The sequence below is a fragment of the Halorubrum miltondacostae genome (genome assembly GCF_041379815.1).
In the GTDB taxonomy this organism is placed as follows: Archaea; Halobacteriota; Halobacteria; order Halobacteriales; family Haloferacaceae; genus Halorubrum; species Halorubrum miltondacostae.
The window spans coordinates 564,740-577,804 of the sequence record NZ_JBEDNY010000003.1 but is presented as its reverse complement, the minus strand read 5'-3'; the positions used below and the strand labels follow the sequence as shown (position 1 = coordinate 577,804).

General features: G+C 70.9%; 17 protein-coding genes and 1 pseudogene. 4 read left to right on the top strand and 14 right to left on the bottom strand.

Translation table 11 applies throughout. From position 1 onward, the window contains the following. Positions 1-94 precede the first annotated feature (94 nt). Together ABNG04_RS12045 and ABNG04_RS12040 are read left to right on the top strand one after the other, a co-directional pair. Positions 95-511 (top strand): DUF2178 domain-containing protein, encoded by a 417-nt coding sequence (locus tag ABNG04_RS12045; protein WP_371162655.1) that lies wholly within the window; start codon positions 95-97, stop codon positions 509-511. Beyond that, positions 508-702 (top strand): helix-turn-helix transcriptional regulator, encoded by a 195-nt coding sequence (locus ABNG04_RS12040; RefSeq protein ID WP_371162654.1) that lies wholly within the window; start codon positions 508-510, stop codon positions 700-702. The genes ABNG04_RS12045 and ABNG04_RS12040 overlap by 4 nt, the downstream gene beginning before the upstream one ends. Before the next feature lie 38 nt (positions 703-740). Here the strand turns inward: ABNG04_RS12040 and ABNG04_RS12035 are convergent, their stop codons facing one another. The 7 genes from ABNG04_RS12035 to ABNG04_RS12005 all read right to left on the bottom strand — a co-directional run bounded on the left by ABNG04_RS12035 (position 741) and on the right by ABNG04_RS12005 (position 5,719). Beyond that, on the bottom strand, positions 741-1,379 hold the full coding sequence (locus ABNG04_RS12035; protein WP_371162653.1) for a fibrillarin-like rRNA/tRNA 2'-O-methyltransferase: 639 nt from the start codon (positions 1,377-1,379) through the stop codon (positions 741-743). Next, on the bottom strand, positions 1,372-2,268 hold the full coding sequence (locus ABNG04_RS12030) for an NOP5/NOP56 family protein (RefSeq protein ID WP_371162652.1): 897 nt from the start codon (positions 2,266-2,268) through the stop codon (positions 1,372-1,374). The genes ABNG04_RS12035 and ABNG04_RS12030 overlap by 8 nt, the downstream gene beginning before the upstream one ends. Before the next feature lie 74 nt (positions 2,269-2,342). Beyond that, positions 2,343-2,588, bottom strand: a complete 246-nt coding sequence (locus ABNG04_RS12025; RefSeq protein ID WP_371162651.1) for a hypothetical protein — start codon at positions 2,586-2,588, stop codon at positions 2,343-2,345. 83 nt (positions 2,589-2,671) lie between these two features. After that, entirely contained in the window at positions 2,672-3,454 is a 783-nt protein-coding gene (locus tag ABNG04_RS12020) for a CBS domain-containing protein (RefSeq protein ID WP_371162650.1), read from the bottom strand. A gap of 71 nt (positions 3,455-3,525) precedes the next feature. Next, positions 3,526-3,891: a winged helix-turn-helix domain-containing protein gene (locus tag ABNG04_RS12015; RefSeq protein ID WP_371162649.1), complete on the bottom strand. Its 366-nt coding sequence runs from the start codon at positions 3,889-3,891 to the stop codon at positions 3,526-3,528. Between the two features lie 176 nt (positions 3,892-4,067). Beyond that, positions 4,068-5,003 carry a sulfurtransferase gene (locus ABNG04_RS12010; protein ID WP_371162648.1) on the bottom strand — a complete coding sequence of 312 codons (936 nt, stop codon included), beginning with the start codon at positions 5,001-5,003 and terminating at the stop codon, positions 4,068-4,070. Further along, the gene (locus tag ABNG04_RS12005) at positions 5,000-5,719 is read right to left on the bottom strand and encodes a helix-turn-helix domain-containing protein (protein ID WP_371162647.1); all 720 of its coding nucleotides are present in this window, start codon (positions 5,717-5,719) and stop codon (positions 5,000-5,002) included. Before ABNG04_RS12005 ends, ABNG04_RS12010 begins: the two co-directional genes overlap by 4 nt. A gap of 151 nt (positions 5,720-5,870) precedes the next feature. Between ABNG04_RS12005 and ABNG04_RS12000 the strand changes: the two genes are divergently transcribed. Further along, positions 5,871-6,110, top strand: coding sequence for a hypothetical protein (locus tag ABNG04_RS12000; protein WP_371162646.1), 240 nt, complete (start codon positions 5,871-5,873; stop codon positions 6,108-6,110). Between the two features lie 22 nt (positions 6,111-6,132). Here the strand turns inward: ABNG04_RS12000 and ABNG04_RS11995 are convergent, their stop codons facing one another. From ABNG04_RS11995 to ABNG04_RS11985, 3 genes are read right to left on the bottom strand one after another with little or no spacing between them, the layout of a single operon-like run. Continuing rightward, positions 6,133-6,378, bottom strand: coding sequence for a hypothetical protein (locus ABNG04_RS11995; protein WP_371162645.1), 246 nt, complete (start codon positions 6,376-6,378; stop codon positions 6,133-6,135). A 1-nt stretch (position 6,379) separates the two neighbouring features. Continuing rightward, the gene (locus tag ABNG04_RS11990) at positions 6,380-7,384 is read right to left on the bottom strand and encodes a cytochrome d ubiquinol oxidase subunit II (RefSeq protein ID WP_371162644.1); all 1,005 of its coding nucleotides are present in this window, start codon (positions 7,382-7,384) and stop codon (positions 6,380-6,382) included. Further along, on the bottom strand, positions 7,377-8,801 hold the full coding sequence (locus tag ABNG04_RS11985; protein WP_371162643.1) for a cytochrome ubiquinol oxidase subunit I: 1,425 nt from the start codon (positions 8,799-8,801) through the stop codon (positions 7,377-7,379). The genes ABNG04_RS11990 and ABNG04_RS11985 overlap by 8 nt, the downstream gene beginning before the upstream one ends. Positions 8,802-9,001: 200 nt before the next feature. On the opposite strand from ABNG04_RS11985, the pseudogene ABNG04_RS18160 reads away from it, so the two are divergent. Continuing rightward, a pseudogene (locus ABNG04_RS18160) lies at positions 9,002-9,180 on the top strand (DUF8073 family membrane protein). Between the two features lie 40 nt (positions 9,181-9,220). Here ABNG04_RS18160 and ABNG04_RS11980 read toward each other — a convergent pair. From ABNG04_RS11980 to ABNG04_RS11965, 4 genes are all read right to left on the bottom strand, one after another. Next, positions 9,221-9,430, bottom strand: coding sequence for a hypothetical protein (locus ABNG04_RS11980; protein ID WP_371162642.1), 210 nt, complete (start codon positions 9,428-9,430; stop codon positions 9,221-9,223). After that, positions 9,427-11,328, bottom strand: a complete 1,902-nt coding sequence (gene feoB, locus ABNG04_RS11975; RefSeq protein ID WP_371162641.1) for a ferrous iron transport protein B — start codon at positions 11,326-11,328, stop codon at positions 9,427-9,429. The genes ABNG04_RS11980 and feoB overlap by 4 nt, the downstream gene beginning before the upstream one ends. After that, positions 11,325-11,567, bottom strand: coding sequence for a FeoA domain-containing protein (locus tag ABNG04_RS11970; RefSeq protein WP_371162640.1), 243 nt, complete (start codon positions 11,565-11,567; stop codon positions 11,325-11,327). The genes feoB and ABNG04_RS11970 overlap by 4 nt, the downstream gene beginning before the upstream one ends. 264 nt (positions 11,568-11,831) lie before the next feature. After that, positions 11,832-12,752: an NAD(P)/FAD-dependent oxidoreductase gene (locus ABNG04_RS11965; protein ID WP_371162639.1), complete on the bottom strand. Its 921-nt coding sequence runs from the start codon at positions 12,750-12,752 to the stop codon at positions 11,832-11,834. Positions 12,753-13,065: the final 313 nt, after the last annotated feature.

Below are 13,065 nucleotides of genomic sequence, written 5' to 3'. Positions count from 1 at the left end.
ACCACTCGGCGGCGACAGATTTAATATCGAGTGTAAAGTTTCCTTTACTGTAAAGCGAGTTTTACATCCGACGCACGCTCGCTTTGCGATCGCCATGAGCGAACACACTACCCCCGCGACGGTTCGGCCCTCCACGCGGAAACGGTACAAACGTATCGCCTACGGACTGCTCGGCGCCGGCATCGCCGCGCTGTGGCTCGGGATCGCCCTCGACCGGTTCGTCCTCGGCGTCGCCTGCTACTGGGCCGGCGGCGTCGGTATGGGGGTCGTCCAGCGGTTCAGCCCCGTCGAGCTGTACGACGAGCGCGACACCACCATCGAGCGCCGGGCCAGCCAGAGCACGCTGAAGCTCTTCGGGTACGTCTTCGTCCTCGGCCTGCCGGGCGGGCTGGTGCTCGCCGAGACGGGGGCGATCACCCTCCCCGGGGAGTTCTACGGCGCGACGTGGACGCTGTTCGCGATATACGTCGTCTACGGCGCGGCCGTCGGCTACGAGAAGTACCGCACATGAGAAACGACATCAGCGAGCGGCGCGCGGAGACGGACGAGAGCCAAGCCGACCTCGCCGCCGCTGTCGGGGTCACCCGCCAGACGATCAACGCGATCGAGCGCGAGCGCTACGACCCCTCGCTGGAGTTGGCCTTCGACTTGGCCGCCCACTTCGACTGTCGGATCGAGGACCTGTTCGACCCCGAGGACTGATCGCCGCGTCCGCGCCGGCGGCCCGCAGCCGACGAGTGCTACCGCGGCGTCGCGACGACGCCGAGGTGATCCTCGTGGTACCGGTCGAGCCGCCGCGTCTCTAGGACCTCGTACGCCTCCCGGAGCCGGTCGAGCGCGCCCTCGAACACCGTGTCCGGCTCGGCGGTCACGTCCTCGCTACGCGCCTTGATCGCTAGCAGCAGCCGCCCGTCGTCGGCCAGGAACCGCGCGTTGCGGACGGCCACCTCGGCCTGCCCCCGGGTGGCGACGTCCTGGACGATCGCGTCGACGTCGGCCTCGACGACATGCGCGTACGTCTCCGGGTTCCGCGCGTCCTTGAGCAGCGGAAACAGCCGGTCGCGCGGCGCCGCCGCGTCGAGCAGGTCGCGCGTCGGGCGGGGCGCGAACTCCACGGCGTACGTCGGGCCCGCGAAGTCGGCGACGTGGCTGACCGTCGTCCCGCTCGCGGCACCGAGGTAGAGGACCGTCTCGCCGCCCGAGAGGCCGGTCTCCAGCCCGAGTTCGAGCATGCCACCGAGCTTCGACCGTTCGGGGTCCCACGCGCGCCACCCGTCGGCGGTCGGCTCGCCGTACACCGGCTCGCCGCGGGTCGCCAGCCGTCGCTCGCCGTCGATCTCGCGTCGCTCGACGCCGTCGGGGAGGCCGGCGTCACTCATCGCCGGCCTCCGGGGCGTCCGACTCGTCGTCGTCCGCCCGCGCGCGGATCGTCGCCATCCGCTCGCGGAGGTCGTCGTGGAGCTGCGCCCGGCGCTCGCCGGCGTAGTGGTCGGCGCGGGCCGCGAGCGTCAGCTTACCGGCGAGCGCGCGCGCCGCGGAGCCGCGGTCCTCGGGCCGCGTCCCGCGGACGTACTCGTGCGTGTAGATGATCCCGTGTTTCGGCGAGGGGGCTCGCCCGGAGAGGTGCGCGAACAGCGCATCCTCGGCGCCGAGCACCTGGACCGTGCCCGACGGCTTCTTCGCGAGCGGCTCCAGCCCGCCGGCGAGCGCGATCAGCCGTGCCGCGAGCTCCGGTCCGGCCATCTCGGCGAGATTAGGTGCCACCGCGGGCGCGACCCGCGCAATCGTCTCCGCGAGCGCCGCGCGCTCGTCGTCGAGTTCCGCGGCGCGGGCCGCGAGGGAGACGGCCCGCCGCTCGACCTCGCTCTCGGGTTCGCGCGCCGCGACGTCTCGCGCCCCGTCGATCCCGGAGTCGACGTCGTCGAAGAGCGTCCCCGCCCACTCAACGGCGCGCTCGGCCAGCTCGTTGGCGACGCGCTCGGCGTCGTCCATGGCGCGGACCGCGTGGATGAGCTGCGCGTCGTCGGCGCGCTCGCGCTCCCGGACCGCCTTGCGGGTGGCGCGCGTCGTCGCGTCCTTGAGTCGGTCGTAGTAGTCCTCGGTCGAGTCGGCGAAGCCGGCCTCGACGGCGCGGCGCGGCCAGTCCAGCGGTCGGTCGGCCTCCCCGTCCGCGATCCGTTCGCGGGCGGTGTCCGTTCCGTCGCGTCCGGCCTCCTCGTCCGCGGCGAGCGGGGAGAACCAGCCCGCGTCGGCGTCGGTGTCGGTCATTGGCCGTCGCTACTCGGCCCCGTCGTATAGGCGTTCCCGAACGCCGACGCGGGGTCGACGGCCGGGGGAACGCCTCACTCGGCGGCCGACGCCTCCTCCGCTCCTTCGGGCGCGTCGTCGTCCCCGCCGGACCGGAGCGCGTCGAAGAAGCTGTCGGACTCCGAGCGCACGTCCGCGAGCGTCGCCCCCGCGAGCGCGCCAAGCGCGCCGCCGCTGGAGGCGGCCTGCCGGCTGATCAGTCCGCCGACCGCGGCCCCGGCGGCCGCGCCGACCGCGGCGAGTACCGCCCGAGAGAGTGCGCGTCGTATGCGTGATCCCATGGGCGCCCGATCTCTGTCAGTTCACAAAAACTTACCTCCCGCGCTCGACCCCGACGACCGCTCGACGGCGGCGCGCCGTTCCGTCACTGGAGCCGCTTGGTCGTCTCCATCAGGGGGTGTCGCGCGTAGTCGACGATCTCGATGTCGTCGACGACGCGGAGCCCCTCCTTCTCGGCGGTCTTCGCCATCCCCAGCTCGACCGGCGTCCGCGGGACGATCACGTAGGCGTCCATCGTCTCGATGCCGGCCTCGCGGGCGGCCATCGCACGGTGGTGGCCGTCGGCGAGGTAGAGGGTGCCGCCGTTGTCGATAACGACGAGGGGCTCGGCGAGGCCGTGTTGGAGCTCGTACTGTCGGCCCTCCAGCTCGTCCGCGTACACCCGCGCCTGCGTCGGCGTCAGGGCCGCGATCTCCACCTCGCGGCGCTCCTCGTCGAGGTTGACGCCGTGGATCTGCGAGAGGGTGCGCATCAGCTTCCCGACCTTGCCCGGCGTCGCCCGCTCGATCTGCGAGCGGACCACGTCGGTGTTCGAGATGATCCCGACGAGGTTGTCGGCGTCGTCGACGACGGGGAGCCGCTGGATGCCCGACCGGAGGATCACCCGCGCGGCGTCGGTCACCTTCATGTCCGGGTGCGCGACGATCAGGTCCTCCGTCATCACCGTGAACACGGGGGCGTCGTCGTCCGCGAGCAGCAGGTCCCCGGCCGAGACGAACCCCTCGACGGTGCGGCCCTGCGTCACCGGGAACCCGTTGTGCCCGTCGCTGTCGGCCATCCGCCGCGCGACGGTCGCCACCGTCTCGTCCGGGCTGACCGTCTCCACTTCGCGGGTCATGTACTCCCCGACCGTCGGTTTCCCGCTCATCGTTCGCCGTAGACGCCCCCGGGATAAAAGAGGGCGGGAGAGCGGGAGCCGCGTCCGGCGGGCGACCGGCGCTACCTCCCGGTCGGCTCCCACGTCACCTCCTCGTCGGGCTCCCCCTTCGCGCGCTCGACTCGGGCCCTGAGTCGGCCATCCTCGCCGACGGAGACCGAGACGCGGCGCACGTTCCGCTCGTAGCGCCGGTACTTCCCCCGCTCAGCGTCTATCGCGACGTGTTCCGTCACCAGGTCCAGCTCGCTGAGCGTGTCCAGGCGCCGATACACCGTCGACATCGGGATGTCGCACCGCTCGACGACCTCGGCGACCGAGGCCGGCTCGTCGAGCAGCGACAGGATCGTCCGGTTCGTCTCCTCGCTCAGGGCGTCGAGGAGCCGCCGGGCGAACCGCGACCCGTCGACCGTCGAGCCGGCGTCACTCATCGCGACCGTCCGGTGGCGCGAGGTCGCCGCGCCGGCCTCCGTTTCGGTCTCCCGTGCGTTTCGCCGCCAGTTCGGCGTGAGGACCGCTCATTACGCACGATTGCGGGCACAGCAGCTAGTGTGCCCGTTTGTCGTGGTACAACCGCCGGCGTTCGGCCTCGATTTCGGGGGCGGACTCAGTCGCCGCCGTCCGCCTCGCCGACCTCGATGGGGACGCCGATCATGTTCCCCCACTCGGTCCAGGAGCCGTCGTAGTGCCGCACGTGGTCGTACCCGAGCAGTTCCTCGAGGACGAACCACGTGACCGAGGACCGCTCCCCGATCCGACAATAGACGATCACGTCTTCGTCGTCGGCGATTCCCTGTGACTCGTACACGTCGGCGAGCTCTGCGGGCGGTTTGAACAGGCCGCTGGGACGCACGTTCTCGGCCCAGAACACGTTCGTCGCCCCGGGGACGTGGCCGCCCCGCATCGCCCCCTCGTCGCTGCCGGGCGGCTTCGTGACTTCCCCACGGAACTCCTCGGGCAGGCGCACGTCGACGAACTCCGTGTCGCCGCCGATCGCCGCCCGCACCTCGGTGCGGTCGGCTCGGACCTCCGGCCTGGCCGGGGCGTCCGGCGCGTCGCCGTACGTCACCGCGGGCGGGTCGACGGGCTCGGTCGTGGTCGGGTAGTCGTGTTCCGTCCAGTACTCGCGGCCGCCGTCCATGATCCGGACGTCCAGGTGGCCGTAGTAGGTGAGCTGCCAGTACAGGTGGGCCGCGAACCAGTTCCGGTTGTCGCCGTAGATGACGACGGTCGTCTCTTCGGTGATCCCGCTCGATTCGAGGAAGGCGGTCATCTCGTCCGGGGAGAGGATGTCGTGTACCTCCGTCGACCGGAGTTCGGTGCGCCAGTCGACGCCGACGGCACCGGGCGCGTGACCCTCCTCGTAGAACGAGGCGTTGACGTCGACCTCGAGGAGCCGCAGGTCGGGCGCGTCGGCGCGGAACCGGTCGAGCCGTGCCTCCACCCAGTTGGGCCCGACGAGCACGTCGGTCGGATACCCGTCGCCTCCGGCGGCGTCCGCCGGCGTTCGCTGCTCGTCGTCGGTGGGAGTGTCGGGGGTCATGATCGTTGGTCGGCGAACTGCTTCGCGAGCTCCGCGGTCGCGCGTCGGAGCCGGTACGACACCGTCGAACGCGGCTCGTCGAGCTCCGCCGCGAGCTCGTCGAGCGTCGCCTCGCGCGGCGTCTCGAAGTAGCCGCGCTCGACCGCGAGCAACAGCGTCTCGCGCTGTTCGGCGCGGACGTCCGGTCGGGAGAGCAGCTCGCTCTCCCAGCGGTCGACCTCCGTCAGGTGCTCGAAGGAGAACGAGCGCCCCTCGCCGAGCCGCGCGGACAGCGTGTCGTACAACAGCCCGATCTTCGAGTCGTCCTGGACCAGCACGCGCCATCGGACGGTGTCTCCCGAGCGCGTCTGCTCGAAGAGCGCGCCGCCGTCGACGTACTTCGCCGCGATGAGCGGGACGGACTCGCAGTAGTCCACGTCGGTGAGGTAGGTGTACGTCACCCGCCGCCGGCGCTCGTCGGTGAGCAGGCTCGTCGTGCGGGCCGCGCGACACGTCCGACCGCTGATCGACTCGCGGTCCACGGACTCGTCCAAGAGCAGCTCGTCGACGGCCGCGAGGTCGGCCGCGTCGCCGGTGACCGATTCGAGCTTCCACAGCTCCGCCGGGTCGAGACACGAGTAGGTCGCCTCCGACTGGAGGGAGCCGTGGTCGATGAACAGGTCGACGTACTCGTCGACGCCGGGTTCGTACGTTATCTCGAAGCTGAAGTCGTACATCTGGCGGTGGACTGGTTCGGTCGTGGGGTCGCGGTTCGCGGGGTCGGCGGCTCCGGAGCCGCCCGAGCGGTCGCGGCCGGTCGCGGCGCGGCGGGATCTTGTCCTTCGACAACGCGTCTGATACGGGCGCGACGCACTTACCTTGTCTCGTATGGGAACCTCACGTTCCGGGCGCGGGGTGCCGACCGCGCTCCGAAACCGGCTCCTGATCCCGGCGGCCGTCGCGCTTGCCGCCGGGATCGGAGGGATCGCCTTCGGACTCGCCCACGACGATACCGTCACCGCGCTCGGCGCGCTGCTGTTCCTCCCGAGCGCCGCGCTGCTGTTCGGCATCGCCGCCAAGCGCCGCGGTGTCGGCCCGTTCGGACCGTCGCGCCGAGGACCGGACTGACGCATCGCGCGACGCGCTCCGCTCACGTCGCCTCCCGAACGCGGGCCGCGACGAGCCGGTCGACATTGAACATGAACACGGCGACTGCGGCGAGGACCGTCGCGAAGTATACGACGAGCTGCGGCGGCCCGGACGCGGCCCCGCCCGCGACCGCCCCGCCGAACCCGACGGCGACGAGCTCCGCCCACGTGACGAGCACGCGCGAGAGCAGCGACGTCCCGACCGCCGAGCGCCGAGCCGGGGCGCTCGCCTCGGAACCCTCGCTCATCTCAGTACGCCTCCTCGGCCGTGATCGGGCCGCTGAACGCCGAGTACAGGACGGCGAAGTACGTGACGACCAGCGGCAACAGCAGGGCCGCGCCGATCGACATGAGATTCAGCGGCAGCGTCGAGACGGCGGCCTCCCCGACCGTCGTCCCCGTCGCCGGGTCGATGCGCGGGTACATGAGCAGCCCGACCACGGCGATCAGGCCGTAGGTCAGCCCCCCGGCCGCCGCGAGCGCGACGAGGTTCGCCCCGCGCCGAAGCGCCGCGGCGTAGCCGGCTCCGAGCCCGACGGAGGCGGCGACCAGCACGGTCACCGGCGGCGACAGCAGCGCGTCGACGCCGGCCGGGAGGCGAGTCGCCAGGACGCCGAGGGTCGCAACGACCGCGAGGAGGTACGCCGCGACGGCCGCGACGCCGATCTCCGTCACCGTCTCGGGGAGCGCCTCCCGGGCCTTCAGTCGGAGGAACGCGGCGCCCGAGACGACCGTCAGCGCCGTGACGGCGACCCCGGTGACGACGCCGACGAGCGTGAGCGACCGGGGGCTCCCGACGAGCCAGTTCCCCGCGAACGCGCCGAGGAGGAAGGGGGCGAGGACGCTGCCGGCGACGAACGACCGACCCCACCACCGCTGCCACCGCGCGTCGTGGCGCTGCTCGTACATCTCCGGGGCCAGCCCCCGGAGGATGAGGGCGCCGAGGATGCCGAACATCAGCAGGTAGTGGCGGCTGAACAGCCCCGCGTACACCGATGGGAACGCGGCGAACAGCGCCCCGCCGAAGACGACGAGCCACACCTCGTTGCCGTCCCAGAACGGCCCGATCGCCGACAGCACCGCCTCGCGGCCCTCGTCGTCGGGGAGCCTCGCGAAGATGGCGCCCGCGCCGAAGTCGAAGCCGTCGAGGAACAGGAACGTCCCGAGCAGGGCGAACACGAGCGCGAACCACAGCTCCGGGAGCGGCAGGCCGAGCACCGGGCCCGCCGCGAGCGCGTCGACGGCGTTAGTCATCGTCGGGCACCTCCGTCGGCGCGGCGTCGCGCTCGGCGGTGGACCGCAGCTCGCGCCCGCTCGGGGGGCCGTCCCGGATCACCCGCGAGACGACGTACACGTACAGCGCGAGGATGCCGGCGTAGACCCCGACGAACCCCGCGAGCGTGACCAGCGCCTCCGCGCCGGTGAGGCCGGGCGACACCCCCTCGCTCGTTTTCAACACGCCCTGGATCACCCAGGGCTGGCGGCCGACCTCCGTGACAACCCACCCGAGCTCGACCGCGACGAAGCCGAGCAGGCCGGACGCCATCAGCGCCTTATGCAGCAGTCCGTCCTCGAACAGCTCGCCGGTGTACCACCGGTAGCCGCCCCAGAACGCGAGCAGGATGAACCAGAACCCCATCCCGACCATCGCGCGGAACGACCAGAACACGACGGCGACGGGGGGCGCCTCCGCCTCGAACGTGTTCAGCCCCCGAATCTCCGCGGTCGCGTCGCCCCCGCTCGCGAGCCACGACGCCCCGCCCGGGATGCCGATGCCGAACAGCTCCTTCGCGCGCGGGTCGGTGAACTGGCTCAGGTCGGTCGGGATCGCGAAGATGTACTCCGGGACGTACGCCTCGGTGTCCCAGACCGCCTCCATGGCGGCGAACTTCTGCGGCTGCGTCTCGTAGACGTGCCGCGCGTACAGGTCGCCCTGGAGCACCTGGAGCGGGGCCGTGATCAGCAGCGCGACTAACGCGATCTTCAGCGTCTTGTGCCAGAACGCGATGTGTTCCGTCTCCTCGCCCCGGACGTGGTGTCGGTAGACGTAGTAAGCGGAGACGGCGGCCATGAACAGCGCCACCGACTCGACGGCGGCGTTTTGCATATGGACGTACATGTAGCCGAACCGCGGGGTCAGGTACGCCGCGAGCGGGTCGACGAGGTGGACCACCTCGTCGCCGTTCTCGCTCACCAGCTCGTAGCCGCGCGGCATCTGCATCCACGAGTTCGCGATCAGGATCCAGATGGCCGACAGCCACGTCCCGACGCCGACGGCGAGGCTGGACACCAGGTACAGGCGGTCGGAGACGCGCTCGCGACCGAACACGAAGATACCGAGGAACGTCGCCTCCAGCATGAACGCCATCATCCCCTCGACGGCGAGCGGACCGCCGAACAGCTCTCCGGCGGTCGTCGAGAACGCCGCGAAGTTCGTCCCGAACTCGAACTCGAGGACGATTCCGGTGACCGTCCCGACGACGAACGAGATGGCGAAGACCTTCGTCCAGAAGCGACGCAGCTGCTCGTACACCGGGTCGCCGCCCCGCACGTCCCGCCACGTGAAGTAGATGAGGAAGGGCGCGAGCCCCATGCTCATCACCGGGAAGATGATGTGGACGACGGTCGTTAGGGCGAACTGGAACCGGCTCGCGAGTACTGGATCGATCATGTCGTTGTGGGGTTGGAGCGGCGCGTCGCTTCGGCGCGCGCCGCCGTCGCGGTCTCTGTGTAACGCTGCGGTCCGCTCCGGCATAACCCCGGAGTTGGCATAGGACAAGCGACGAGCGAGCGTCCGCCGCCGCCCGGCGTCGAGCCGGATTGGCCTGCGCCAACCCAGGCCTTTGGGCGGCGCGGCGGCTCCGCTCACCCATGGAGACACGACACGCCGTGCTGGCGCTCGTCGCGCTCGTCACGCTGGTGATGGCCGGCAGAGCGGTCGTCGCCGGCCTCGACGCGACTTCGGGACGGTCGGCCGGCAGGTCGGCGTCGGCGGGGTCGTCCTCGCGTTCGGCGTGGGACTGTACCGCAACTGGGAGGCGGTCGGGTGAGGCGGCGGGCCCGCTCCGCGTCGTCTCGCGCCGACGTTCGTCAGGACTCGTCAGAAGCTTCGCCGTCCTCGTCCGATCCCCGCTCGCCGGCCAGTCGCTCCGCGAGCCGCCGCCGGAGGCGTTCGACGGGCGAGGAACAGGCCCCGCACTCGGCACAGGAGCGCCCCGAACAGGACACCGGGGCGCCGCAGCGCGGACACGCGAGCCCGTTCGCCGGGTCGAACTCGTACTCACACCAGGGGCAGATCACGCGATCACCTCCAAGACGGCCGCGACGCCGCCGCCGACGGCGAACGCCGTGGCCCAGGAGCCGACCCACACGAGGAGCGCGCTCCGCGCGCCGCGCTCCCTGAGGACCATCGCCATCGTGAGGATGCACGGGACGAACAGCGTGACGACGACCAGTCCGACGAAGGTCTGTGACGCCGACAGCGCCAGGTCCGTCATCCCGGTGGCGGCGAAGTCGCGGCGGATCAGCCCCAACACGAGCACCCGGCCGAACGACGCCGGGAGGCCCAGCGCCGCGGTCAGCGGCCGGAGCGCCCCGATCACCGCGTCGAGCGCGCCGACGTAGTCGAGCGTCGACACTGCCGCGGCGGTGGCCCCGAACAGCGGGGCCGCCTCCCCGAGGAACGCGGCGGTCCGGTTCGCCGTCTTCCGGGCGACGTTCGTCGGACGCGGGAGGCGGAGTCGCGGCAGTTGCTCGATCAGCGCGTCCCGTCGACCGGGGAGCGTCCGGTCGAGGGCGATGCCGGCAGTCCCGAGGACCCCGAGCAGCACCGCTAGGTAGCCGCCCCACCAGACGACGCCGAGTTCGGCGAGCACCCCCGCGATGACGCCGATCTGCGCCGAACAGGGGATCGCGAGCCCCAGTAGGGCCGTCGTGATGAGCCGCTCTCGGCGCGAGCCGACCATTCGCGTGGAGACGACCGCCATCGTCACGCAGCCCATCCCGACGATCAACGGGACGACCGCGCGACCGCTGAGCCCGATCCGGCCGAGCCCCCTGTCGGTCACCACTGCGAGTCGCGGGAGGACGCCGGCGTCCTCGAGCGTCCCGATCACGAGGTAGAACGCGACCACCAGCGGGAGCAGGACGCCGAGCGTGTACCGAACGGTGACCGTCGCCAGCCCCAGGTTGTCGTTGACGAGTAGGAACTCGACGGGGGCGGCCCACCCGCTCGCCGGCAGCAGGTCCGCGACGACCCCCTCGACGGCGGGGGTGTAGTACCGGGCGAAGAGCACCCCTTCCGCGTAGCCGACGACCCGCTGCGCGACGACGACCCCCATGACGTAGAAGACCGCCGCGAGGAGCGCGAGCGCGATCGGGATCCCGGTCGCCGGCCGCAGCAACAGGTCGCCGAGCCGCTCCTCGGGGGCCCGCTCGGACGCGGCGACGCGTTCGACATCGTCGACGATCGACCGGACGCGCGTCCGTCGCTCGCGGTAGACGGCCTCCCGCTCCTCGACCGCGGCGAGCGGCGCGTCGCCCCCGTCGGCCGCGAGGCCGGAGGCGCCGACGCGGCGGGCCGTCGGTTCGTCGCCCTCGACGAGGAGGGTCTTCTCCGCTCGGGTGGCGTCGACCCCGTCGGGGAGCGCGTCGTAGTACGAGTCGATCGGCGTCGACTCCGGGGCGGACGCCTCCGGGAGGCGGTCGCGCAGTTCGTCGACGCCCGCGCCGGTGACGGTGACGGTCGGCACGACGGGGACACCGAGGGCCGCCTCCAGCCCGTCGACGTCGATCGCGACGCCATCGGCCTCGACCTCGTCCATCATGTTCAGCACGACGACGGTCGGGACGCCCATGTCCAACAGTTGGAGCGTCACGAACAGGTCCCGGCTGAGCCGCGTGGCGTCGACGACGTTCACGACCGCGTCCGCCTCGAGGACCGCCGCCCTCGTGACCCGCTCCGCCTCGGCGAACGACGAGATCCCGTGGACTCCGGGAGTGTCGGTCAGGCGGAGCGACCCGAGGGCCGCCGCGGTCGTCTCGACCGTGGTGCCGGGGTAGTTCGACACATCGGCGTACTCCGCCGTAAGTCTCCCGAACAGCGCGCTCTTGCCCGCGTTGGGCGCGCCGACCAGCGCCACCGATGTCTCGGCGTCGCCGGACGCGAGCCCGCCGTCCGCGCCCTCGGTCGCCCTCATCGCGGCGCGTCGCCACGGGGCGCTCGCTCGACGGTGATCTCCCGGGCCAGCGAGCGCCCGAGCGCCACCTCCGTCCCGCGACGCCGGACGACGACCGGGCCGTTGCGGATCCGTCGGCGACACTCGACGCTGCCGTCTAGGAGGCCGAGCCGAAGCAGCCGAGCGCGGCACTCGTCGTCCGGCACGTCTACCAGTTCGACCCGCTCGTCCGACGGGACCTCGGACAGCGCGACCATCATTTAGGTCTACCTAAAACAACGGGCGTATTGTGCGACACGGCAAATTATGTGGTCCTATATAACCCCCGGTGGAGCGAACGGCGCGGATCAGTTCGCTCGTCTATCTCGGGCTTCGCACACGCGTCGGCGAGCGGACTTCTTGATCGCCGTCCGGGCTAACTGCTCGCGACGCGCTAAACGCCCGCACACGAACTGATCCGCGACCGCCGGACCGTCTCTCGACTGCGCTCTCCAGGACCCCGGCGTCGGTCGGTGGTCGGCCGATCAGGCCGGCTGCGAGTCCAACTTCTTGTAGTCGATGTAGTCCGCCCCGCGGAGCTCCTCAAGCAGGTTGATGGCCGCGCGGGCCCCCTCTCCGACGGAGGTCGCGATCTGCTGGTGGCCGCCGGTGACGTCGCCCGCCGCGTACACGCGGTCCACCGGCGTCGACTGCGCCCCGTCGGTGACGATGTCGCCCCCGTCGACGGGGACGCCCAGCATCTCCGCGAGGTCGGTGCCGCCGGCCGTACCCAGCGCGACGAACAGCCCGTCAACCGGGATCTCGTCGCCCTCTCGGGTGACGACGGCTTCGAGGACCTCCTCGCCGGCGAGTCGGTCGAGGTCGTCGGTGATCACCGGGATCCCCGCCTCGTCGACCCGGTCCCGCAACTCCTCGTCGGGCTCGAACGGCGACCCGTTAGTGAGGACCCGGACGTCGTCGGTGTAATCGAGGAGCATCAGCGCCTCGGTCGCGGCGTAGTTGTCGTCGCCGACGACCGCGACTGGGCTGTCGCGGTAGAAGTACGCGTCGCACTCGACGCAGTAGGAGACGCCGTGGCCCTCGTACGCCTCGACGTCCGCGATGGCCGGCCGCTCGTAGTCCGCGCCCGTCGCGATGATCACCCCGTCGACGGCGTACTCGTCGACGGTCGTCTCGACGCGGTAGCGGTCGCCGTCGGATTCGAGCCGAACGACCTCCTCCTCGACGATCTCGGCGCCGTACTTCCGCGCGTGCTCTCGCCCCAGATCGACGAGCTCCGGACCCGTGACACCGTCCGGGAACCCGTAGATGTTCTCCATCGTGTTGACGTCGCGGGTGGTCCCGCCGCCGTCGTCGAACACGAGCGTTCGCCTGTCCGCCCGGGCGGTGTAGATGGCGGCGTTCAGTCCGGTCGGTCCCCCGCCGATGATAGCGATTCCTGACATCTGTATTGCGCAGTACGCACTATACTAACTTATGTATTCCGACCCTCTCAGTTCCTCTGAACTGACGGTTGTCGCCACACGCGGAGTGGATGTGATGGTTCTTGAGATATTTAACGCGTATGAAGAGCGGTAGACGTTATGCCGTCTTTCTCCCTGCTCACCAGATTGTGCTGCCATTTAGCGAGTTGGTATTGTGGTAATTTAGCAATACAGGGTACGCACCCACACAGTCTCTCCGGCGAACGGCCGAGACCGAATTAGCCGCCGAGCGGCGGGCAGAAATCCCGCGACTGCTCGCGGTGCGGTAGCTCGG